The organism is Micromonospora sp. RHAY321 (assembly GCF_023896955.1).
GTDB lineage: Bacteria > Actinomycetota > Actinomycetes > Mycobacteriales > Micromonosporaceae > Micromonospora.
Genome location: NZ_JAMHIW010000010.1, coordinates 92,556 through 114,173, shown reverse-complemented (window position 1 = coordinate 114,173; position 21,618 = coordinate 92,556). Strand labels below are relative to the sequence as shown.

Below are 21,618 nucleotides of genomic sequence, written 5' to 3'. Positions count from 1 at the left end.
CCTACCGCAGCCCGGCGGTGAGTCGCCGCAGCCGCTCGTGTGCCCCGCCATAGGCGGGTCCGGGGGCGGGGAGCAGGGTTTTGTCGATGGCGGCGAGGACGGTGTAGTTGGGGTCGCACACGTTGCCGATCGGCGCTCGCCCCGCCTGCGACACGAGTTGGTAGGCGTCCAGGGTTTCCAGGCCGGTCAGGGCGCTGGCCCAGCCGACGAGGTCGTGCTGGGCGATGCGGTAGGCGTCCTCCAGGGGCCTCGCGCAGCCGATCGTCAGGATGTCCCGGTCGGTCTCCAACCGAGGCCACCGTGTGCGGACGCCTTTGATGACGTCGATGGCGAGGGTGGTGGTCGTGGCGATCTCTACGCCGACGCCGCAGGCCTCGCCCTCGCCCTGGCGAGCGTGCCCGTCGCCGAGGGCCAGCATCGCCCCGTGCACATTCACACCCAGGTAGAGGGTGGTGCCAGCGCGCAGCTGCGGGGTGTCCAGGTTCCCGCCGTGGGTGTCAGGCACGAGCGTGGATCGGGCCTCGAATCCACCGGGGGCGATACCGATCGTGCCGATCATCGAGTCCAGCGGCAGGTCCACGCTGTGGTCGCTGCGGGTGGCCTCGAACCGAACGGTCCCGGCCTGCCGGTCAATGCCGTACACCCACACCCGCTCCTCCAACGCAGGCTGCAGGGTGGCCGTGTGGGCGGTGGAGGTCAATGCCCCGAAGTGCGGGAACGTCGAGGACACACCCCAATCCCGGGCCGGGGTGATGGCGGCGAGGTGCACGGCGAGGGTGTCGCCGGGCTCGGCGTCCTCGACGAAGAACGGCCCGGACACCGGATTGAGGTACGGCATGCGGCACACCTGCGACGGCAGGTCCGCCGGACCCCGAACGAGACCACCGAAGCAGTCCTCCGTCACGACGGTGAACACGTCACCCCCGCGCACGTGCGCCACCGGCATCCGACCGCCGAAGGTATACGCCAGCTCGTCCCGGGCCGGCCGATAAGTGAACCTGTCCATGCAGGTCACACCCGCTCCACGTGACGCGCCTGCGGCTGCGCGGGCGCCAACCCCGACAGTGCCGGCCGACGGCCGGACAGGTACAGGCCAGCCAGAACGACCATCCCGAGGGCGAGCCAGGCCAGGCCGAGGCGCTGGGCGGCGATGTTGGCGTTGACCACCACCCACACCAAGATCGCGAAGCCGATCGCGGGCATGACCAGATGCGCCCACCAGTTACCACTGCGCTCCCGGATGAGGTGATGCACCACGACCGAGATGTGCAGGACTAGGAACGCGACCATCGCCCCGAAATTGATCAACGAGGACAGCAGGGTGATCCCATCCGCACGGGTCGTCATGTACAGGCCCAGCGCCAGGGACACTGCCCCGGTGAGCAGCGTGGCGTTGATCGGCACGTTGCGCCGGATCGACACCTTCGCCAGGAACGCCGGCAGTTGTCGGTCGCGGGCCATCGCGTACAGCAGCCGAGAGGTGGCGACCTGCGCGACCATCGAGTTCGGCAACCCCCAAGCGATCGCCGTCGCGACCGCGCACAGCGTCGCCAGCCAACCCCCGCCAGCCGCGGCGGCGGCGTCGTAGAAAGCGGTCCCGTTCGGATCACCCTCGGCGAGAAGCACGCCCGGGTCAGGCACGAGCATCGCCGCCAGCCACGTCTGCGCGACGTACAACACCCCCGCCAAGACGAGGACCGCGGCCATGGCGCGGCCGATCGAACGGGAGCCACCCTTGGTCTCCTCCGCCAACATCGAGATGCCATCGAAACCGAGGAAAGACAGCACGGCGATCGACACCGCACCCGCCACCACCGACCACGTGAACGTGTCGGAGTTGTAGAACGCCGCCCAGCTGAACCGGCCCCTACCCGAGGCGAGTACCCAGCCAGCGACGGCCAAGAAGACCGCCAAGACGATCAGCTCGCCGACGAGCATCACCCGGGTGACCACCGCGGTCATGCGGATCCCCACCGAGTTGACGATCGTGTTGACCGCGACGAACCCGAGCAGCCACAGCCACACCGGCACCGACGGGACCGTCGCGTGCATCGCCACCGACGCCACCAGGTACAGCAGCCCCGGCACGAGCACGTAGTCCAGGAGGATCACCCAGCCGGCGAGGAACCCGACCGGCGGGCTAATGCCGCGGCCTGCGTAGTTGTAGACGCTGCCCGACATCGGGAACGCCCTCACCATCTGCGCGTACGAGAACGCCGTGAACACCAGCGCCACCACACCGACCGCGTACGCCAGGGCCACCATCCCGCCGGAGCCGGCGTATACGCTGCCGAAGATCGCCATCGGCGCGATCGGCACCATGTACACCAAGCCGTATGCAAGTAGATCCCGGAACCGCAGTTGGCGGCTCAACTCCTGCCGATATCCATTTCGGGACAGCTCATTCTGGAGACTCATTAGACTCCTCAAATAGTTGACGCCTGGCTGATCTCACGACTTTGCAACTGGCCCGCCAGGAAGGGCGTCTGCATCGCTGCCAATATTTCGCCTGGCGCGCGGACGGGTATCTCAACAACGAGAATTGCGCACCGGGCCAGACGAGTCGATAGCGGTGATGCGGACATACGGCGTTGTCCGCATGCAACTGTCCGAGTAGCGTCCGACCACGTATGGTCAGGCCTGTCTGACTGCGGCAGCGACGGGCAACTGCATCCAGGAGTACCGGTGGCTCAGGTTCCACGACAGCTGACCCCGCATCGGTCGGTGCTGCATGGGTTCGGTGCCGTGCTGCGACAGTGGCGCGAGTGCCGCGGGCTTTCTCAGCGCGCTCTAGGCAGGCTGGTGCACGTCAGTGGGGACCTCATCGGCAAGGTGGAGAAGGCCGAACGTTGGCCGTCCGCCCGCCTCGTCGAGTCATGTGAGGCCGCCCTGCAGGCGGGTGGTGAGCTGCTCCGCTTCCTGCCAGACCTCGAAGGCGAGCGTCGACTGACCGTCCTCGACCACCGCTCGGCTGACGGGGCGGACGGCCTGCTCGGGGGCGTTATGGATCATCGCGAGGAGACTGGCCTGCTCCCACCGTGGCACGAGCAACTCGTCGCCCTTGCCACTGCCGGAAATCGCATCGGATATGCGGGGATGGCGTCCACCGCCCATGCGCAGATCAGCGCCGCAGCCATCATCGGGCGGCGGAGCAGCTCGACGGACCGTCGAGAGGTACTCATCGCCCAGGCACTGTGGGCCGAGTTCCTGAGCTGGATCGACGAGCAGAGCGATGCCGCTGAGGCGGACGCATGGCTGAGGCGCGCCCAGCAACACGCCGTCGCAGCCAACGCGCCGGTGCTGGCAAGCTACGTCCTGATGAGGCAGAGCCAACGCGCCCTCGAGCGATTCGACCCGCGTAGGGCCGCTTTCCTGGCGCGGCAGGCGCTGGACGAGGTCCGGTTACCAGGCCGCATCCGCGCCCTTCTGCTGGTCCGCCAAGCTCAGGCTTACGCGATGGGAGGTGACCAGAGCGCCTGCGTAGCCAGCATCGACAAGGCGCAGAGGGTCGCCAGCAGTGCCGACGGGGACTCAGAGCTGCCGGTCGATGTTGGCGCCCACTGCGACCCTGTGTACGTGGCTGCCCACGAAGCCCAGTGCCGTTTGCTGCTCGGCCAGCCGGCGGCTGCAGCCGATCTCTACGAGCAACTCCTGCGGCACTGGCCAGCTCAGTGGCGCGTCGATGAGGCCCTGTGGCGATCGGTCCTGTCCACCGCCTACGTCAGCAGTGGCAATGTCGAACGCGCTGCGACCGAGGCCGCCAAGGCCCTTACCTTGGCGGCTGGTACCTCCTCCGCACGCGCTCTACGCTGGTTAAACCCCACGGCGGTGGCCCTTCGACAGCAGCCAGCCGTTCCCGAGGCGGCGGCCTTCGTGCTCGCCTATCGGCAGGCAACTCTCGAAAGCGTGTAACCATGAGCCCGTGGACCTGATTACCACGGCAACGAGTACCGACGAGTCCGAGCGAGGGGCTTCCATCGCGGTCCTCCCAATCGGGAGTTTCGAACAGCACGGCACCCACCTGCCGCTGCTGACGGACACCATCGTGGCATGCGCGATCGCGAAGGCAGTCGCCGAACGCTATAACCTCTTCCTGCTTCCGCCCGTAACGATCTCCTGCTCCCACGAGCACGCCTCGTGGCGTGGAACGGTCAGTATCAGCGCCACCACTCTCGCCGCCGTGGTCGATGACATCGCCGCTTCCCTGCACGAGTCGGGCGTCGATCGGCTCGCTGTGATCAACGGACACGGCGGGAACTACGCGCTTGCCAACGTCGTTCAGGAAGCCAACGTTGCCGGACCGCGGATGACTCTGTTCCCTGCGCGGGCCGACTGGGACGACGCTCGAGTTGCCGCCGGCCTGCGCAGCACCGCCCACCAGGATATGCACGCTGGCGAGCTTGAGGTTTCGCTGCTTCTGCACGTTGCGCCGGAAGTGGTGCGTGATGGCTTCCAGCATGCAGACCACCTCGCGGACGATCGACGTCACCTCCTCACGAGGGGCATGAGTGGCTACACCACCAGCGGCGTCATTGGTCTGCCGTCCCACGGCACCGCGGCCAAGGGCAAAGCCGTACTCGAAGACCTTGTTCGCTCCTTCGCCGACCACTACGGCTTCCTGCCGAGACCCTAGGCATGATCAGGAGTGATGCTGGACGAAAGCTTCTGTTCGCATCGACGTTACCCCCGGGAGAGCGATCGGGCGGACGCACTTTGCAGGGTGACCCGGGAGCAGGGACAAGATGCTCGGACGTAGAGTCGGCGACGTCTGGGCACACACACCGGCCCGGAAATCCGAGCCCTGCCGGTGGCCGCGCCGGTGTCCCGTCGACCGGTTGACGAGCCCGCCGTCGTCCGGCCCGCGTGGAAGTTGTTCGAGGAGGGCCTGTGAGGATGGGCGACAGGATCGCTGAAGTGTCGGTAGACGACGCCGTCCGCGCCTCCGTAAGTTATGACCAGCTGCGTACCGGTGATGACGGCCTGTACTGGCTGGAGACTCGCCCCGCCGCCGACGGGGGTACGACGGTGACACGGTGGCGGCCCGGCGAGGGTAAACGTGATATCAGTCCGAAGGGCTTCGATGTCGCCAGCGGCGTTCACGCGTATGGAGGCGGATCGTTCGCTGTCGCCGAGGGGACGTTGTGGTGCGTCGACGGGGATGGCCTCTACCGGAGCCGCCGTCACGGCGATGAACTTGAGTTGGTCAGCCATGGATCCCTCGGCGACCTGACGATCGGCGACGGTGAGTTGCTGGCTGTGCGCGAGTCGGAGCAGGGTGACCAACTCGTCGCGGTGTCGCTCACCGGTGATCCGCAGATGCGAACTCTCGTCTCGTCCCGGGGGTTTCTCGGCGCGCCTCGGCCGGGTCCGGGTTCGTTGGCCTGGACCGCGTGGAGCGAGTACGACATGCCCTGGGACGCGTGTGAGGTGTGGGCTGCCGCCTACTCACCGCACGGTGCGGTCGAGGACCCAGTGAGGCTCGCCGGCGGTCCTGATGAGTCTGCGGTGGAGCCGCGGTGGGGACCCGACGGGGCGTTGTACTTCGTGTCGGACCGCAATGGCTGGTGGAACCTCTACCGGTGGAACGGGCTCAAGGTGGAGGCGGTGGCGCCGATCGCGGGTGAGTGCGCCGCGGAGTCATGGGAATTGGGTTACGCGTCGTACGGCTTCCTCGACGACGGTCGGATCGTCGTGGCAGTGCAGGAGGGGCCGCGACACCGCCTCGTCATCATCGATCCCGAAGGCCCTGTCCGCCAGGTCGACCTCCCGTACACGTCGATCAAGCCATACCTGGCCGTGCAAGGGACGACGGTGGCGTTGATCGGATCATCACCGACCGCGGCCCCGCAGGTCGCGCTGATCGACCTGGCTGACGCCGATCCTCAGGTGGAGGTGCTTGCCAGGTCGGAGCACGCCGGACTCGACGGGGCGCGAGTATCGGCGCCGACGGAGCTGCGCGTTCCAGTGGCCAATGGTCGGGAGGTGCTTGCCCTGGTGTATCCGCCGACGGCCGCGGCGGCGGACTGGCTGGCGCCGGTGATCGTTCGGGCACATCCTGGGCCGACCGCGTCCTGCCTACTGCGCCTGGATTGGCAGGCGCAGTTCTTCACCAGTCGCGGGTTCGCCGTCGTTGATGTGGACTACCTGGGTAGCACCGGGTACGGCCGGGTGTTCCGGGAATCGCTGTACGGCCGGTGGGGTCTGGACGATGTCGATGACTGCGCGGCGGTGGCGGTTCACCTGCTGTCGACAGGGCGGGCGGTGCCGGGGCAGGTGTTCATCCGTGGTGCCAGCGCCGGTGGATACACCGCGCTACACGCGGTGGCCCAGGACGGCCCGTTCGCTGCTGCCACCGCCGTGTCGGCGATCGTCGATCCTGACCGGTGGGCGCAGACGGTGCCCCGGTTCCAGCGGGCGCACGCGATGCGGCTGCGCAGGGGCGCCGGCCCGGTCCGTGCCGCCACGGTCCAACGGCCGGTGCTGCTCATTCACGGCACCGCCGATGAGGTGGCCGTGGTCGAGGATGTCCGCGAACTCGCCGACGAGTTGATGTCTCTCGGCATGGCGCCGGAGGTGTTGGTTTTTCCTGATGTCGGCCACTATGTGGCATCGTCCCGTCAAGCGGGTGCGGCGCTGGAGGCCGAGCTGGCTCACTACCGCTCGGTGATGGCGGCCAACGATCAACGGGCGTTACACAGCGGCCAACGGTAGTCGGTGACGCACGTACTCGCCGAACTCGCGGACCTCCGGCTCGCACCGGTAGGGCTCAAGGTCGGCCTGTACCTCGACGATGCGCTGCAGGCAGCGGTGTGAGGTTGTTCGTGCGGCGTAGTCGACTGCCTCGCGTGCGGTGGCGCAGGCTTCGTCAATGCGGCCGGCGGCGGCTAACGACGAGGCCAGGAGCGCGGTGTCGATGGCGAGTCGCCGGACATGGGTGGGGCTCAGCGCAGTGAGGGCGTCGCCCAGATGCTGCTGGGTGTGCTGCGGTAGGCCCAGGTCGTGGAAGCAGTGGGCGATCTCGTCGGCGAGGTACGCCGCGTCGAAATACCCAATCCACGCCGGCTCGTCCTCGGGCTTGCTGCGGGCCAGTTGCTTCTCCGCGATGTCGAGGTGGGTCAGGCAGTCGCCTTCGCGTCCAAGGCGGGCGTGCGTGCGCGCCACCACCGCGTGCAGCGCGGCTGCCACAGCGGGCGTCGTCCGGGTCTCGCTTTCTTTCACCGCTGTCAGCGCCATCCTGCGTGCCGGCTCGGGGTGCCCGCAGTGCAGCGCGAGGTGGCCGATGTTCACGGCGAGCAGGTAGCTGCCGTACAGGCGGTCGTTGGCAGCTTCCGTCAGACGTAGAGCGCGAAGGTAGCGGCGCTGGGCGAGGCCGTGGGCGCCGGTGTCGACCGCCTGGTACCCGCAGAGCTCGAAGAATCCTGCCGCCAGCGCGTAGAGATGGCGACCAACAGCCTCAGAGGTTGGAATATTCGCCAACAGCCGGTTCAGTTCGCCTTCGACGTACCGCTGCACCTGCGCGTGAACTCGTCCAGCGCCGTGGGTGTGGTCCAACTGCCGGAACATCCCCAGAGCGGTCTCCGCCGAATGAAGGTCCTCTTCGTCAACCTGGTCAGGCGAGCCGAGTCGTCCGGCTACGGACAGGCGTGGTCCCGCTGAGGTGTTCAGCCAGTCCCGTGCGGCGCGGTCAAGAACACCGGGCTGGAAGGGAACACGGACAATCATGTCCGCCACCCCGGAGGCCTCCTCCCCTAGGGCGGTCAGCAGGGTTCCGGCGTTGGTGGGACCGCTCGGGGAAGTTGTCCGCATACCCTCGTCGGCGCGACTTCCCTCGAGAAGTGGTAGCAGGCGGATCAACGCCCCTCCGGTTGCCAACGCCTTGTCGCAGGCTTCAACGAATTCCCGGGAGGGGAAACGGTCTGCTGTCTCGACCCGACGTACGAGGTCGGCACTGAACCGGATCATCGCGCCGAGTCGCGCCTGCGAGAAGTTGGCCCTCTCCCGCAGCCGACGCAGCTCGGCTCCGAAGAAGTGGCGGTCAGACAGGGACGGCTGGAGCGTTCGCGGGATCTGGCCCATAGCAACGCCTCCTCTGGCTGATCACACCACCGTGGCGATGAGCAGCATGGATATCGCGCACATAGGGTCACTCAGTGTTCAGCGCGGCGCAAGCAAGAACACTGAGATGCGTAGATGCGGGAGAAGCTCATCGGTGATGCACATGCGGACAACCGCTTAGTCCGCATGCTTGGCATTCTCTCCACCGACTCGATGGGCGAGTGTGGGGACGGACCTGGCTACTCGTCAGATCCGCCCGTGACTTGAACGAGCGCGGGATGTCGCAGCGGACCGTTCCGCTGCCGTGATCTTGATAAACGTTGGCTGAGTCCTCGGCCTTGCCGCTGCGCGAGCGGTTACGTGGATCGGCATCCGCGCATACGGCTGGGGCATCCACGCGCCAACGTGTTGACGGAGCCACCAGCAGACCGGACCTGACCTCTCCCATATCCCGGAGGATGAAATGTCCCTCACGACGTTGTTCGACGAGGTCACGGTCAGGAAGATGATGACCGCCTGGCCGACCAAGCCGGAGCTTCACAAGCTGCCCGACGACAGCAGCGTTCTCAATGTCGTCAATGCGGAACTCATCAACGGTTACCTCGACACCGGTACTGCACCCGCAGAGCAGCTCATCGTGATTAAGGACGGGGCAGCGCTCCACCCCCGGGCATACACGACGGGCGGCTACGTTGACCCTGGCAAGATCGCGAAGTGGCGCGGCCGGGGCTACACCGTCCAGCTGTGCAACCTGCACCGCTGGTGTCCCGCGGTTCACGCGATCTGCTACGCGATCCAGGACGAGACCTGTTACGGCTGCTACGCCACCGGCTTCGCCACCCCGGCAGGGGGGCAGGGTCTGTATCACCACTGGGACCAGAACATGGGCCTGATCTACCAGTTAGCCGGTCGAAAGACCTGGCAGATCTGGGAGCCAGGAGTCGATGAACCTCACAATGAGCAGTTCGCGTCTAACACCCCACCGGGCAGCGGAGTCATCGACCGCATGAAATCGGTGCGCCCCGACTTTGAGTTCGACCTCGTCACCGGCCAGATCTTGGTGCTGCCGCGAGGGTGGATGCACAACCCGCACGCTCGTGGCCAGGCGGAGGACAGCGTTCACGTGACCTTCGTGGTCCGTGAGCTCACCGGCTACTGGATCGCTGGAAAGCTGGCCCGGGCCGCGCTCGCCTCGACCTCGCTGCGGCGCGTAATCCCGCCCGCCAGCATTGTCGACCCCGTTGCCTTCGCGGGGCAGGTCGCCGGGGCGCGAGACCTGCTGACGCAGTGGCTGGCCGACGCCGACGTCGGCGCTCTAGCCGCTGAGCTGCTCCAGGCAGCACGTACCGAGCCGAACGTCGACTACATCTTCCACGCACCGCGACCCCGCCCCAACGGCCGTCACCCATCGTCGCGCTGATTCGGGAACTCCCCGGTGCATCAGGCGCCGGTGATCCATACACCCAAGGAGGAACCATGACCCTCGCGACCACGTCGCCCGTTCAGGCCGCCAAGGACCCCCAGGTCCTCATCGACCCGGAGACCTTCGACAAACTCGCTCTGCATTTTGCCGCCGTGCAGGAGGTCACGAAGACCTACGCCCGGCGGGCCGTCGGGCAGATGCTGCTCATGCTGAAGGCGCACTCCGACTCGCAGCACGACCCCGACTTCGGCCGGCTGCTGCCCGACGGTCGGTCCTACCGGGTTGTCCCGACCGAGCCCGTCGATGCCGCCTGGCACGTTTCGCTGCAACACACCGAGCCCTACCACGCCGCCTGCCAGCAGATTGCGGGAGGCTTCGTGCACCACGTGCCGATCCTTACGGAGGGCATGGCGGATGGCTCCTCGATGGAGTACACCCGCCAGGCTCTAAAGACGACCGGCTACTACATCGACCCCGAGTTCTGGGACGGCGAGGCGAAGTCCTGCTGCCCGCCGAACCCGGGCGTCTGAAAGGGCCACCTGACTGATGCGCATTGACTGGACCGCGCTACCCGAGGCCGTCACCAAAGAGGTAGCCGACCGGGCCGGTGGCACTCACATCATTCCTGCCGCGTCCGGTGACCACGCGGAGATAGCCGCAGCCGTCACCGGGACGAGCGGGAAGGTATTCGTCAAAGCGGCCCATACCGACTTCGGTGTCCGGTCACTGCGATTCGAGCTGCGGGTGAGTGAGGCCGTCAGCGGGCCTCACTCACCCGCCGTCGAGTGGCACTTCGAGGCGGCTGGCTGGCTGGTGGTGGGCTTCGAGCACTGCGACGGCCCGCACGCTGACCTGTCCCCGGGTAGCCCCGATCTGGATCTCCTAGGTGAGGCACTGACGGTGCTAGGTGAGACACCAGCACCCGATGTGCCGTTGTTCAGTCCAAAGGCGCGGCTGGGGTTCGAGCACCCGACGATGAACGGCGACGCGCTCGTTCATACCGACCTCGGCCCGGCCAACCTGATCGTGACCCCGCGCGGCCTACGAATTGTCGATTGGGCGATGGCGACCAAGGCCAGGCCGTGGGTTGAGCTGGCCATGCTCACCCAGTGGCTGATCAGCGCCGGACACACCCCCGAACAGGCTGAGCAGTGGCTGGCGCGACAACCCGCGTGGAGGCTGGCCGATCCAGAGGCGCTGGACTACTTCGCGACGATGAACGCGGAGAAGTGGGCGTCGAAGTCGGCGGAGTCAACCGCAGCTTGGATGCATGACCTTGCGGTCTGGACGTCTCAATGGGCGGCTCATCGGTGCCAAATCGGCAAGACCGCCCAACGAACCAACTCTCACACCTGACCGTTCGCGAGGAAGGAGGTGATCCAACGATGACGGCGAGTTTGCCTTCGCCTCAGACCGGGCTGGGCGGCGGATGCCCGCTGCTGGCGAGTGACGAAGCTGGCGTAGTTGCCGGGCGCTGCCCATCACCGCCCGAGTTCGGCGGGAGCTCCCCCTAGTACGGCAGCCGCCGTTCGCGATCTTCGGTTGACATGGTGTGTCTGGCGGTCTTTACGAGTTCGCTGCTTCGAGGATGGCGGTAAGACCGTCGATGGTCTGCTGCGCCTCGGCCTGGTCGGTCTCGGTCGTCCATCCTTGATGCCAGGGTCCGCCGGGACCGGCCACGAAGTGCAGCGCTTCGAGCGCGGACGTGGCAAGGTCGGGCACTGGCTCGGGCAGAATCACTGCGCTTGGTTCGTCGGACACTTGCGTAAGGCGGTGCTGTAGGTGCTCGCCGCCGGGGAGGGTAGTGGCCACGAGGGCTGCCGCCGCGACTACTTGGTCGGGGAAGTACTCCCGCCAGAGGAGGCCCCGGTTGGCTAGGACGTAGCCGAGCATGTGCCGTAGTGCCTCGACGCGCTGTTGTGGCGGTCGCTCGGCGAGTTCGTCAAGGAAGTCCAGTGCGCCGTCACTGCTGAACGGTCCGGTTCCAAAGGTGCCCACATCGCCCTCGCCTCGATAGACGGCCACCGCTGATCATCAACGGTTGTGGACCTGACTGAAGGTCGTGCGGTGGCCGGGCGCCACAGCGTAAACCTTGCCCGGTGGCAGCGGATTCTGGCCGGGGTGCTCGACTCGTTCGCGGGCCGGTTCGGGCGGGTGGAGCCTCGTCGTACGGCGGCGGCGTTCGTGACGGGGCTGCTGTCCGATCTTGAGGTGAAGACGTGCTGGCAGTTGGCGGAGCAGGCTGGCCACGCCTGGCCGGACGCGATGCAGCGGCTGCTCTTCCGGGCGGTGTGGGACGCCGACGCTGTCCGTGACGACCTGCGGCAGTTGATCGCCGACCGGTTCGGTGACCCGGACGCGGTCCTGATCCCGGACGAGACCGGAGATCTGAAAAAGGGCGTACACACGGTTGGAGTAGCGGCAGTACACCGGCACCGCGGGGCGAATCGAGAACAGCCAGGTCGGGGTGTTCCTCGCCTACGCCAGCCAGCACGGCCACACCTTGATCGACCGGCGGGTCTACCTGCCGGTGTCGTGGACCGACGACCGCGATCGGTGTCGGGCCGCTGCAGTGCCCGACGACGTGGAGTTCGCCACGCGGTCCGAGCTGGCAGCCGACATGCTCACCGCGGCCCTGGACGCGGGGGTGCCGGCGCGGTGGGCCGCCGCGGACGAGGCCTACGGCAACAGCAGTGTCTTCCGCGCCCACCTGCGCGAACACGGGCTCGGCTACGTCCTCGCGGTGTCCCGCAGCCACCTGATCCCACTCGACGGCGGCAAGACCCGCGTCCGCGCTGACCGAGTCGCCGCCGAACTACCCGACTCGGCGTGGCATCGCCGCAGCGCCGGCGCCGGATCCAAGGGCCCACGCTTATACGACTGGGCCTGGCTCGACGACGTGTGCACCGACGCAGAACCCGACGACGGTGGTCGGCACAGCCTCCTGATCCGCCGCAACAGCACCACCAGCGAGTTGGCCTTCTACCGTTGCTGGGCCCACGCCCAGCAACACTCGCCCAACTCGTCCGAGTCGCCGGCATCCGGTGGACCGTCGAAGAGAGCTTCCAGGCCGCCAAGAGTCAGGTCGGCTTGGACCAGCACCAGGTCCACCGCTGGGACTCTTGGCACCGCTTCACCACGCTGGCCCTGGCAGCCCTCGCCGTCCTGGCGATCTGCGCCGCCGACGCCGCGACCCGCGAGACCGACGCCCGCACCGACAGCGGCTTGATCAGGCTGACCATCAACGAGATCCGCCGCCTGGTCAACACCTGCATCATCCGCCCGATCAGCGACCTCAACCACCGTTTCCACTGGTCACAGTGGCGACGACGTCACCAAGCCCAAGCTAGACAATCCCACTACACACGCCGACTCAACCTCGAACGACCACAGTGATCACGAACGGCGGCTGCCGTACTAGGTACCTTCCGAACCGGCCCCGCCGTCAGCACCAGGCATAGGAAGGTTTGTCAGGACAGCGCAAGCCTTTGCGGCGGTGGTGCCTGCATGCTCACCGATGGTTGGCCCGCCGGCCGGGGACTGACCGCAGACGGACGGGCGAAGAGCCGACACCCAACCGAAGGGCCCGTCGCTCTCCTTGAACTCCGGCGTAAACGAAGGCCGAGGCCCTAACCGCTTCTTCTCATCCTCTCCATGATGCTGGACATCCTCAGGGAGACCTGAGGTCCCCCTGAACTCAGATGTTCGTCAAACGGGGCAGGCCCAGTCCAGATGGCAAGAGAGATGTGATCTTTCGGCGGCGTTGGAGCGCGGCGCTCGAGTCTGACGTCACCGGGGGTGCGATTGGATGACGGCGCGCGGATGACCGTCCAGGTCTGCGACGAAGTGCTGGCAGACTCTCGAGCACCCGTCCAAAGATTCGGCGGTGATCACGACCATGCCGTCACGGACCGGGACGCCGAGGATGCGGATCTTGCGGGGGACTGCTGTCTCGATCTGTTTGGCGGTGAATCGTCCGAGTCCGTGAGCGACCGCGTTACGGACGAGGAAGCACGCATCGAGCTTGTCCCACGAGGCGATGGCGTGCAGGTCGATGTCGTGACGTTGCTTGAGTGCGGCCGCAACGTCAGCCCATCCTCTAGCAGCGCGGCCCGTTCTCTCGCCGTCGAGCTGTTTTAACAGAGCCTCGACATAAATCTCCACGATGCTTACCATGCGTAACCAGCAGGCGGTTCGCTCTACTGATGCTGCATCGCCCATGGGCCCGGTTGTGGTGCGGTGCCGCTGCCGTCGCCGGTCTTGGCCGGCTGCCGCGGCGTGGTGTTGCGCGTAGGTGGTAATCAGCTGGGCCAGGGCGTCTTCGGTGAGTTCGAGCCGGGCGGGGTCCGGCGTCATGATCGGCCAAGGATCGTCATGTGTAGGCCGCCGTCGTCGCGGATTGCCTCGTAGGTCTCGTCGGCAATGGCGTCGTGACGGCGCAGGCGCTGGAGGGCTTGCAAGTACCAGGTCGCCAGCGCCGACGGTTCCTCGTCGAGCGCACGAACGACGTCCTGGGTTTCGATTCGGTTCACGTCGGCTAGCGCCAACGTGGCTTCAGCGCGTACAGCGGATCCGTACCGTTGCGTGCGGTGGCCTGTAACCCAGGCGGTAAAGGGCTCCGAGTCGGTCAGGTGGAGTTCTCGAATTGCCCGGAGGATGCACAGCCGTTGCCAGTCGCTGAGGCTGACGTCATTGATGATGGCACCGAGGCTGCGGGTCGTTGCCGGTCGGTCGATGGAGGCCATCGCCCGCAGGTACCGCAGTACGTAAGGCGTTGCGGCAGCGACAAACGCGACGATATTTTCCATTTTCGGCATGACCTCGACCGCGCGTGGCTCGCCGGAGACCGCGAGATTGGTCAGAGCTTGCCGGATGGTGCGGATTGCGGAACGGTCGACTTCGTGAAGACCGATCTGCGTGTCGCTTGCTGGCTGCCCGTCGAGTTCGCGAGGCGTCACCGTTGAGCGCAGGGTGTTTAGGGCCCACGTCGGATCACGGTCATCGGAACCATCGTCGTAGTCGGCGACGTTGTAGTCGCGGTAGTAGGTGACAAATGACGGTGTGCGGGTCTTGGACTCGTTGAGGACAAGTCCGTTGTCGCGGGCTGCTGAGGTGAGGTCGTCGAGCGCTCGTTTGGCATCCTGGAAGGACTCGACCGCGATGCGGAAGTCGTCGTTGTATCGCCACGAGGGCCACTGCTGCCGTTGTAGCGCGCGATGGATGCGGCTCGCGTACAGCTCGGAGAGCCGGTCCGAAGGTTCGAGAAGCTGGGGTATGCCGTATCGGCGGCCCTGTACCTCGAGCAAGAGTTCGAGCAAACATTCGATGGTGGCGTGGTCGCTGGTGCGCAGGAGCAGTTCCCGGCCGAGGATGTCGTGATCGATGTAGTCGTAGAACGATGCTAGGTCGGCGGTGACTAAGTACTGGACGCCCGCGTCCTCAGGCCGGAACTGGTAGGTCCAGTTCCCAGCTTTGATGGCCGCGCGCGTTGCCCGTGTCTCGGCGAACCGTATCGGTGCGACGCTAAAGGCTTGGTAGGCCCCGTTGGAGCGATCCACTTCGTACCTGGCCTTGGCCATGAGGAGATCAGTCATAGCCCGGTAGGTGACCCGCTCAGGGAATCCCCAGATGGCGACCGGCCGGCTGCCGTTCTCCGGTTTGGCGACGCCGATGACCAGGCCGCTGGATGTGGTGAGTCCGGCCTGGAGTTGGCCGGTCAGCCAGGCGGCAAACACAGGCGCGTTCTCCTGCAGCTCGGGACCACCTGGTGACGATGGCATCAGGGCTTCACTGGCCATGGCTTCCCAGCGGGCGGCTGCTGACAGGTCGAGCTGAGCGATGACATCTGCGGGAAGCGGTCGCATGCTGGTATAAAAGCACACAGTCGCCTGCCGTTGACTTCTGGTGATTCGCCGTCCGGCGCGGAAATTGCCATCTGTGCGACTGGTCGGACGGCGCTCGCTGACGCGGTTCAACTCGGGCCTCGGACGCAAAGTTGCGGCACCTGTGCCGTCTCGGACGTCTGGTTTTCATGCATCCTTGACCAAACGAATCGGATCTTCCCGATCGCCTCCACCGGCCTCACGTTGGTTGGCTGGGTGGTCGATGGCGAGCCCTCGGCGGCTTCCGTCATCCCTCCGGTCCTGCTTCCGGACCAGCGGCGCTCTGCTCGGACCGGCTCTGATGGCCCGCTTCGTCGCACACCGTTACCGATGCCTGCATTCCCTCGCCAGCGCATCAAGGCGAGGATGTACCGCCTGGCTTCGGTCGACAGCAGTGGCCGGATCCGTGATCGATCGATATCGGAGCGATGGACTGGGAACCAGGAGTCCGCCTGGACATCCGTCAAGGCGGGAACGTCGGCGGGCAAAGTGAAGCTTGAGGCCGCCTGGCTGCTGCTCGTGGACCTGCGGCATCGCTGCCTCGCCACCATCGCCGGACGACTCCCGCCTGCGTCACGATCGCCAAAACCACCGCACCACTGGCTGCCGCCACGGTCCTCACGCACGAGGATTGCGACGTGCTGTTGGGAGTCGTCGCGTCCGCGTGCTTCCTTGCGGGCAGGGCATGATGATCAAGCGGGGGAGAGTAGGCCCCACTCCGGCAGCAGGCTTGATCTTCAAGAAGCGGGTAAGTCGAGCTGAAGGCCCGCTCGTTCGGTTGGTCGGTGGTGGCGCCCCGTCGTGTCCGCATTGGCTATCCGATCACGACCCGTCGGACCGAAGCAGGCACACTGCCTGGTGTGGAATATTCCTGGCGGCATTTCTGCGGGCGATGCTTGCGGTAATGATCTAAGGGCGACTACAGTGGTCGGTGGCGCGAGATGGCGAGGTGGAGGTGAGCTGGATGATCGAGTTGCTGGTCGCCGAGCCGGGAATGCTCATCCAGGCGCGCGAGTCTCGTGGCCTGCGCCAGAACGAGGTGGCACTGGCCATGTCGAAGCACCTCGGGACGACGGTCTCACAGGCGTACGTCAGCAAGGCTGAAGCTGGGCGGGTGAGCGTTTCCGGAGAACGGCTGGAGGCGTTCTCCGTTGCCCTGGGGTACCCGGTCGCCGTACTCTGCGACGCTCCCGACGGGGAGGGCGTTGGCATCGGCCTGATTCACCACCGGAAGCGGGCGTCTCTGGGTGCCCCGGCTCTGCGCCGCATCCACAGCCAGCTGAAGTTCGGGCGGCGGCAGACTGCACCACTTCTTGCCGCAGCCGGAGATCATCCACACCGCTTCCGCCGGCATGAACTAGCTGAGGACGAATCTCCCGAGGAGATCGCGCAGCTCGTACGCCGTGAGTGGACCCTGGGGTCGGGTCCGATACCTGACATGGTCGCCGTCCTGGAGACGGCTGGCGCCGTCGTGCTCCTCCGGGACCTCGACACCCGCGAACTTGATGCGGTCAGCGCATGGCCTGACGAGGGGACCCCGCTGTTCCTCGTGAACGTCACGGCACCCACTGACCGTGCTCGCTTCAGTCTTGCTCACGAGCTGGGACATGTGATCATGCACCACGTCCCAGGTGGCACGACGGTTCAGGAGAAGCAGGCCGACATGTTCGCCAGCGAGTTCCTGATGCCGGCGAGAAGTATCCGCGAACAATTGCGCCGAGGCGTCGATGTCAACTGCCTGACGCAGATGAAGCCCGTGTGGGGCACCTCCATGGCGGCGCTGGCCCGACGGGCCCTCGACGTGAACGCCTTGAGCGACTGGCAGTACCGCAACCTCGTGGTCGAGATGTCGATGCTCGGCTACAAGACCAATGAGCCGGTTTCCATAGAGCCGGAGCACGCATCGAAGATCTATGGTGTCGTGCAGGCCCTGATGCGGGACCGGAGCGCCACGGTGGAGGAGCTTGCGGCTATCGCCGGGCTTTTCCCGGACGAGTTCCAGCAGTTGTACCTGGCAACGCCGTCACACTGACGCCTTCGGGCGCCACCGTAAGAGGTGAGAGATGACGCAGGACCCTGTACCGCCGTCGCCAAGACGGCCGGCTTGGGACGCCGCCGCCGAACTGACCACGGCTGCGGAGCAGGCTACGAAGGACCGCATCTTCCTGTTGACCCGGCCGCGGGGCACCTGGTCGGTACCTCAGTACCTCGATCCGACCATCACCGGTTTTTCCCTGTGCGGACGAGAGGGGGAACAGCGCATTGGTGAGATCTCCGGACGTCACCGGCTGCCGGTCGTGGCCGACCTCGCTTACTACGAAAGCCGCATGGCAAGTCCTGAGACACCGATGCTGTTCCCGGAGACCCTGTTCGGACGTGACGGCTTCTTCGATGACATGCGGGCCCGGTCGCACTCGGCGGTCTTCACGCCGACGGCCTACGTCGAGGCCGGTGAGCCGGCGGCTCTTAAGGCCGTCCGGGCTGCGGCTCAGGAGGTGACTCGGACCGACGTGGTCGTCGTCGTGCCGCTGGACGTGACCTGGTTGCGCGACAGCAAGATCGACCAGCTGATCGCGATTCTCAAGGCGGTCCCTCACCCGATCGCGCTCGTCCTCGGCGGCCAATACAACCCGACCGACTCCTACGCCGACATCATGAGGAACCTGCGGCGCGTCTACCAGGAGATCGGCCGGGTCGGACCGTGGCGGACGGACCCGGTGACCGCCCTGGATGCGATGGCCCAGGGCGGCATGTTCGCCGGCGTCGGGTCCTCCGGTAGCCTGCGGCACCTCGTACCTCCGGGTCAGGCTACGAAGATCACCGCACGGTTCAAGCCGTCGGTCTTCATCCCGGAGCTGCTGCATTTCTTCCGGGCCGACACGTTGACCGAACGATGGGCCAACGTCGACCCACTCTCTTGTTGGTGCGCGGTGTGTGAAGGGCGAGGGCTCGACCGGTTCGACAGCTACGACACGTCGGTCGACACCGAGGCGCGGGCCCACAACGCCGCGTCATGGTGTGCGCTCTGGGCGCAGATGCACGCTCTGCCGACCGGCGTCGAGCGACAACGGTGGCTGGCCGAGCGGATCCGGCTCGCACACCTGGCCTACGAGGCGGAGAACGGGCGCATCCAGCAGGCGAACGCTTTCAAGCCGTCTAAGACCCTGCAGCGCCTCGCGAAGCTGTCAGAAGGTTCCCCTTCTAGGATCATCGAAGGCGCGCGTACACCTGCTCCGTGAAGAGCCAGCCGGCGGCGGTGAACCGCCGCTGGATGAAGGGGGTTGGTGGCACCAGTACCTCCGCCCGCTCCGAGGGGCCGACCATCACCCCGACGCCGAATCGGCACGACTCGCGGGTCATCGCGTCGACGTCCGATGGCGGGCGCCGGAGCCACATCATCCGGGCAGCGAACGGGGCGAACCTGCCAGCACGTTCCAACCCGGCCCGCCACCGCGTCGCCGGTACGACTGCCAGGTCGATTCGCGCTGGACGGACAGCCAGCCGCTCAGCGGCTCCTCCGGCAAGCCGAACCGCGCCGACGGGCAGGCGGCGCAGTGTGCCTTGCTCACGGTGAGACAGCGTGGAGACCGGTACAGGCCATCCGACCGGGAGTGACATCAGCAGCTCAAGGTGATCCGAGGACAGCAGTACCCCAAGGCCGTCACGCTGCCGGCGATCATGTTCTGCCTTATCGACGCGATGAGCGATGAGAACGTCACTGCCGAACATTTGAAGGGAACACCAGTCCCGGTCAGCTGGGACCAAGTCCGCGACCCGGCGCGATGCCAGCTGGACACTGGCCGTGCGCATGTCCTGCAGCGCGCCACTCACATGATCACCCGTCTGCGTCCGCCTGGCTGAGTCGTGCCACGCATCTTGTCCCGCATTGGGCAGATGTCATGATCACGAACATTTCTACCATCGATGTGGTGCTGGAGCCACCCGTCGGACGATGTGTAGGTGGGCCCGCAGCCGATATGCACGATAGCTGGACCCCGTCCGAAACAGGCTTAGCCCGAGCGTTCAATGTTCAACGCTAGGACAAGCTGCCCAAACTGCTCCAGGTGAACGCGCGGCGTCAGAGGGGGTGGGTGAGTTGAGCTCGCCCGATTGACGTTGAATGCCCAGGACGGTCTAGAGATTGTGGGGTCAGCTGCGCCACGCTGTACGAGCTGCAAGCGCTGGCATCCAACTGTTGCGCCGAAGCCAGATCCTTGTCGGTGACCCGGCCGAGCCGGTAGCACGGCTGCCGGCGCTTGAGGGGAGTTCACCCACACACTGACGTCGCCGTCCACATGACGGCCGATCGGCAGCCGCGACCGCCAGGATCTCACACCCTTACCCCGCGCGCTTAGCGGCGGAATAAGGACCCTCCGTGGCTACGTCGCAGTGGGTCCATCGACTAGTGGTCCACGATGGCCGCCGGCTACTGCACGGTTACGGCATGTGCACCCATGCTGAGCATGGGTGCCTCACAGCTGGGTTCGAATCCTCCCACGGAGTTGAACACCCACGCCACCAGTGCTCGAGGGCGGTCCGTGTCGCAGGCGGCGAGGGCAACATAGTGACCCTTATGCGTCCCGGCGGCTTGCCGCCGCAGATGTGGGCGAAAGTGGTTTTGGTTGGTGTCAGTCCTCGCATCCGATGCCGTCGTTGTTGTTGCCGTCCAGGTCGTAGACGTCCCTGCCGATGATGCGGACGGGGCCCTCGACGTAGGCGGGGCCATTGCCGCTGCCGCCGGCGCAGTCGACGTCGCTGGCGATGGGTACGCAGGCGCCGCTGTAGTTGGGGTCGCACTGCTGGGTGACCTTGGTGCCGATTTTGACGACCTGGGTGACGGGTGCCTTGGTGACCTGCGAGCGGACCAACTTCTTGGCTGTCTGGACGCCGTCAGTCAGGGTCACCTGGTAGGTGAGGGTCTTGACCCCCGCGACCCCGCGGGTGGTCACCTTCTTTGTGCCCTTAGGTAGCGAGGAGTCGTTGACGGTCGTGGTCTGGTACGCGATCTTCTGCGTCTCGGTGACGGTACGGGTCTCGACCACTGGGGTGGCTGCAGCCGTGGTGGGGGTCACCGCAGTCGGCGACGGTGCTGCTGGCGTGGCGGCGAGGCTCGCCTCGGTTGCAGTCGACGGTGCATTCGCAGCCTGAATAGTCGGGGCTGGCGGGGTGGCGGCGTCCTTGTCGGAGCTGGTGGGGGAGACAAGGGCGACGATGCCGGGCACCCCACAGCACAGCACGACCAGCACCCCTGCGCTGATGAGCGCGATCTTGCCCTTGGACGCCTTCCGCCGCGCCGGCGCCTGGTTCCAGCCAGTAGCTGCCGGGAGCTGCGCCGTCGGATACGGCGGTACCTGGCCGCCGTACCCGGCCTGCGGCTGGTACGGCGGTGGGGGCGGGGGTGGCGGAGGCGTTGGTTCTTGCCACGGGTCCTGCGGAGGCTGGTACGTCACCCGTCCGAGTGTGCTGACCAGTGTCAACGCCGGACACCGGCCAGTCGGCCACGATGTGTATCAGCATTTCAACCGACGGCCGCCGATCCCGTTTCCGCTGTTCACCGGCATCAAGGGAAGGGCTTTGTCCGGAGGCTCCCGGCACCGTCGGAGACGAGGGCGGGGTGAAGGAGCTGAAGCAGAAGCGCCGACCCGCCTGATAGCGGGCCGGCGCTCATGGTGTTGCTGTTTCAGCAGTAGGTGTAGCTGCCGCTGCTGCCCCAGGAGCAGGAGTCGATCGCGGTGCCGGCGGAGTTGCGCAGGTAGGCCGCGTCGCCGCTGTTGTTCCACACGTACCAGGACAGGCCCCAGTAGCGGTTGCTGCTGGTGTTGGTGCCCTTGCCGGTGTGGATCACAACGCTGTAGCCGGACTTGAGGTAGAAGTCGCTGCTGAACTTGTAGACGTGGTTCGACTTGTCGCGCAGGGTCCAGTACTTGAGGTTGATGGCGGAGCTGCGCTTGTTGGTCAGCCGGATGTACTCGGCGTTCAGGCTGGTGTTCGACCCGGTGTCGCTGCCTGGGGAGTTGTAGTACACCTTCGTGATCATGATGGCCGGCGTGGCCGCCTGCGCCGGCGTGGCGGCGGCGAGCGACCCACCGACCCCGATGGCGAGCGCCGCGACGGCACCGATCAGCTTGTTCTTCACGTGGCCCCTTGGCTCAAAGGTAGAAATTGGCGAAAACCCATCGCCGGTAGACGCATGGCATCACATGCGCGCAAGATCATAAGGATGCGCAACGACAAGTTCGCGAGCCGCAACCGCCAAGG

General features: G+C 66.2%; 18 protein-coding genes and 2 pseudogenes. 11 read left to right on the top strand and 9 right to left on the bottom strand.

Going from position 1 to position 21,618, the window contains the following annotated elements; genetic code table 11:
- Window position 1 precedes the first annotated feature (1 nt).
- Both M8C17_RS21155 and M8C17_RS21150 read right to left on the bottom strand, forming a co-directional pair.
- Complete coding sequence (locus M8C17_RS21155; RefSeq protein ID WP_256483062.1) at window positions 2-1,006, bottom strand: acetamidase/formamidase family protein; 1,005 nt, start codon at window positions 1,004-1,006, stop codon at window positions 2-4.
- A gap of 5 nt (window positions 1,007-1,011) precedes the next feature.
- Window positions 1,012-2,418 carry an APC family permease gene (locus M8C17_RS21150; RefSeq protein ID WP_252418255.1) on the bottom strand — a complete coding sequence of 469 codons (1,407 nt, stop codon included), beginning with the start codon at window positions 2,416-2,418 and terminating at the stop codon, window positions 1,012-1,014.
- A gap of 267 nt (window positions 2,419-2,685) precedes the next feature.
- Here M8C17_RS21150 and M8C17_RS21145 point away from each other — a divergent pair.
- The 3 genes and pseudogenes from M8C17_RS21145 to M8C17_RS21135 all read left to right on the top strand — a co-directional run.
- Window positions 2,686-3,916, top strand: a pseudogene (locus M8C17_RS21145) (helix-turn-helix domain-containing protein); the annotation flags it as partial.
- A 6-nt stretch (window positions 3,917-3,922) separates the two neighbouring features.
- Window positions 3,923-4,633 carry a creatininase family protein gene (locus M8C17_RS21140; RefSeq protein WP_252418253.1) on the top strand — a complete coding sequence of 237 codons (711 nt, stop codon included), beginning with the start codon at window positions 3,923-3,925 and terminating at the stop codon, window positions 4,631-4,633.
- Window positions 4,634-4,893: 260 nt separating this feature from the next.
- The gene (locus M8C17_RS21135) at window positions 4,894-6,711 is read left to right on the top strand and encodes a prolyl oligopeptidase family serine peptidase (RefSeq protein ID WP_252418252.1); all 1,818 of its coding nucleotides are present in this window, start codon (window positions 4,894-4,896) and stop codon (window positions 6,709-6,711) included.
- Here the strand turns inward: M8C17_RS21135 and M8C17_RS21130 are convergent.
- Window positions 6,691-8,076: a helix-turn-helix transcriptional regulator gene (locus M8C17_RS21130; protein ID WP_252418251.1), complete on the bottom strand. Its 1,386-nt coding sequence runs from the start codon at window positions 8,074-8,076 to the stop codon at window positions 6,691-6,693. The genes M8C17_RS21135 and M8C17_RS21130 overlap by 21 nt on opposite strands.
- 442 nt (window positions 8,077-8,518) lie before the next feature.
- On the opposite strand from M8C17_RS21130, the gene M8C17_RS21125 reads away from it, so the two are divergent.
- From M8C17_RS21125 to M8C17_RS21115, 3 genes are read left to right on the top strand one after another with little or no spacing between them, the layout of a single operon-like run.
- Window positions 8,519-9,475, top strand: coding sequence for a cupin domain-containing protein (locus tag M8C17_RS21125; protein ID WP_252418250.1), 957 nt, complete (start codon window positions 8,519-8,521; stop codon window positions 9,473-9,475).
- A 56-nt stretch (window positions 9,476-9,531) separates the two neighbouring features.
- Complete coding sequence (locus M8C17_RS21120; protein ID WP_252418249.1) at window positions 9,532-10,008, top strand: hypothetical protein; 477 nt, start codon at window positions 9,532-9,534, stop codon at window positions 10,006-10,008.
- A gap of 16 nt (window positions 10,009-10,024) precedes the next feature.
- A complete protein-coding gene (locus tag M8C17_RS21115) occupies window positions 10,025-10,834 on the top strand; it encodes a phosphotransferase (RefSeq protein ID WP_252418248.1) in 810 nt (269 codons plus the stop codon).
- A gap of 210 nt (window positions 10,835-11,044) precedes the next feature.
- Here the strand turns inward: M8C17_RS21115 and M8C17_RS21110 are convergent, their stop codons facing one another.
- Window positions 11,045-11,503: a DUF4259 domain-containing protein gene (locus M8C17_RS21110; RefSeq protein WP_252418247.1), complete on the bottom strand. Its 459-nt coding sequence runs from the start codon at window positions 11,501-11,503 to the stop codon at window positions 11,045-11,047.
- A gap of 18 nt (window positions 11,504-11,521) precedes the next feature.
- On the opposite strand from M8C17_RS21110, the pseudogene M8C17_RS32335 reads away from it, so the two are divergent.
- A pseudogene (locus M8C17_RS32335) lies at window positions 11,522-12,425 on the top strand (IS701 family transposase); the annotation flags it as partial.
- A complete protein-coding gene (locus tag M8C17_RS32330; protein ID WP_374558811.1) occupies window positions 12,308-12,874 on the top strand; it encodes a transposase in 567 nt (188 codons plus the stop codon). The pseudogene M8C17_RS32335 and the gene M8C17_RS32330, both read left to right, overlap by 118 nt.
- A 393-nt stretch (window positions 12,875-13,267) precedes the next feature.
- On the opposite strand, the gene M8C17_RS21100 is transcribed toward M8C17_RS32330, so the two are convergent.
- Both M8C17_RS21100 and M8C17_RS21095 read right to left on the bottom strand, forming a co-directional pair.
- Window positions 13,268-13,834 carry a hypothetical protein gene (locus M8C17_RS21100; RefSeq protein WP_252418246.1) on the bottom strand — a complete coding sequence of 189 codons (567 nt, stop codon included), beginning with the start codon at window positions 13,832-13,834 and terminating at the stop codon, window positions 13,268-13,270.
- Entirely contained in the window at window positions 13,831-15,342 is a 1,512-nt protein-coding gene (locus M8C17_RS21095; protein WP_252418245.1) for an RNA-directed DNA polymerase, read from the bottom strand. The genes M8C17_RS21100 and M8C17_RS21095 overlap by 4 nt, the downstream gene beginning before the upstream one ends.
- A gap of 982 nt (window positions 15,343-16,324) precedes the next feature.
- On the opposite strand from M8C17_RS21095, the gene M8C17_RS21090 reads away from it, so the two are divergent.
- Together M8C17_RS21090 and M8C17_RS21085 are read left to right on the top strand one after the other, a co-directional pair.
- Entirely contained in the window at window positions 16,325-17,392 is a 1,068-nt protein-coding gene (locus M8C17_RS21090) for an ImmA/IrrE family metallo-endopeptidase (RefSeq protein ID WP_252418244.1), read from the top strand.
- A gap of 31 nt (window positions 17,393-17,423) precedes the next feature.
- Window positions 17,424-18,599 (top strand): hypothetical protein, encoded by a 1,176-nt coding sequence (locus M8C17_RS21085; protein WP_252418243.1) that lies wholly within the window; start codon window positions 17,424-17,426, stop codon window positions 18,597-18,599.
- Window positions 18,600-18,755: 156 nt separating this feature from the next.
- Here the strand turns inward: M8C17_RS21085 and M8C17_RS21080 are convergent, their stop codons facing one another.
- Entirely contained in the window at window positions 18,756-18,929 is a 174-nt protein-coding gene (locus tag M8C17_RS21080) for a hypothetical protein (protein ID WP_252418242.1), read from the bottom strand.
- Window positions 18,930-18,990: 61 nt separating this feature from the next.
- Between M8C17_RS21080 and M8C17_RS21075 the strand changes: the two genes are divergently transcribed.
- Window positions 18,991-19,221 carry a hypothetical protein gene (locus M8C17_RS21075; protein ID WP_252418241.1) on the top strand — a complete coding sequence of 77 codons (231 nt, stop codon included), beginning with the start codon at window positions 18,991-18,993 and terminating at the stop codon, window positions 19,219-19,221.
- Between the two features lie 767 nt (window positions 19,222-19,988).
- Here M8C17_RS21075 and M8C17_RS21070 read toward each other — a convergent pair.
- The gene (locus tag M8C17_RS21070; RefSeq protein WP_252418240.1) at window positions 19,989-20,810 is read right to left on the bottom strand and encodes a G5 domain-containing protein; all 822 of its coding nucleotides are present in this window, start codon (window positions 20,808-20,810) and stop codon (window positions 19,989-19,991) included.
- A 230-nt stretch (window positions 20,811-21,040) separates the two neighbouring features.
- Window positions 21,041-21,496 (bottom strand): lamin tail domain-containing protein, encoded by a 456-nt coding sequence (locus M8C17_RS21065; RefSeq protein ID WP_252418239.1) that lies wholly within the window; start codon window positions 21,494-21,496, stop codon window positions 21,041-21,043.
- Between the last annotated feature and the right edge of the window lie 122 nt (window positions 21,497-21,618).

What these genes read in the sequence shown, in the direction of transcription:
- M8C17_RS21155 (WP_256483062.1), bottom strand. Translation starts at nt 1,006, where the DNA reads ATGGACAGGTTCACTTATCGGCCGGCCCGGGACGAGCTGGCGTATACC.
- M8C17_RS21150 (WP_252418255.1), bottom strand. Translation starts at nt 2,418, where the DNA reads ATGAGTCTCCAGAATGAGCTGTCCCGAAATGGATATCGGCAGGAGTTG.
- M8C17_RS21135 (WP_252418252.1), top strand. Translation starts at nt 4,894, where the DNA reads ATGGGCGACAGGATCGCTGAAGTGTCGGTAGACGACGCCGTCCGCGCC.
- M8C17_RS21130 (WP_252418251.1), bottom strand. Translation starts at nt 8,076, where the DNA reads ATGGGCCAGATCCCGCGAACGCTCCAGCCGTCCCTGTCTGACCGCCAC.
- M8C17_RS21125 (WP_252418250.1), top strand. Translation starts at nt 8,519, where the DNA reads ATGTCCCTCACGACGTTGTTCGACGAGGTCACGGTCAGGAAGATGATG.
- M8C17_RS21120 (WP_252418249.1), top strand. Translation starts at nt 9,532, where the DNA reads ATGACCCTCGCGACCACGTCGCCCGTTCAGGCCGCCAAGGACCCCCAG.
- M8C17_RS21115 (WP_252418248.1), top strand. Translation starts at nt 10,025, where the DNA reads ATGCGCATTGACTGGACCGCGCTACCCGAGGCCGTCACCAAAGAGGTA.
- M8C17_RS21100 (WP_252418246.1), bottom strand. Translation starts at nt 13,834, where the DNA reads ATGACGCCGGACCCCGCCCGGCTCGAACTCACCGAAGACGCCCTGGCC.
- M8C17_RS21095 (WP_252418245.1), bottom strand. Translation starts at nt 15,342, where the DNA reads ATGCGACCGCTTCCCGCAGATGTCATCGCTCAGCTCGACCTGTCAGCA.
- M8C17_RS21090 (WP_252418244.1), top strand. Translation starts at nt 16,325, where the DNA reads ATGATCGAGTTGCTGGTCGCCGAGCCGGGAATGCTCATCCAGGCGCGC.
- M8C17_RS21085 (WP_252418243.1), top strand. Translation starts at nt 17,424, where the DNA reads ATGACGCAGGACCCTGTACCGCCGTCGCCAAGACGGCCGGCTTGGGAC.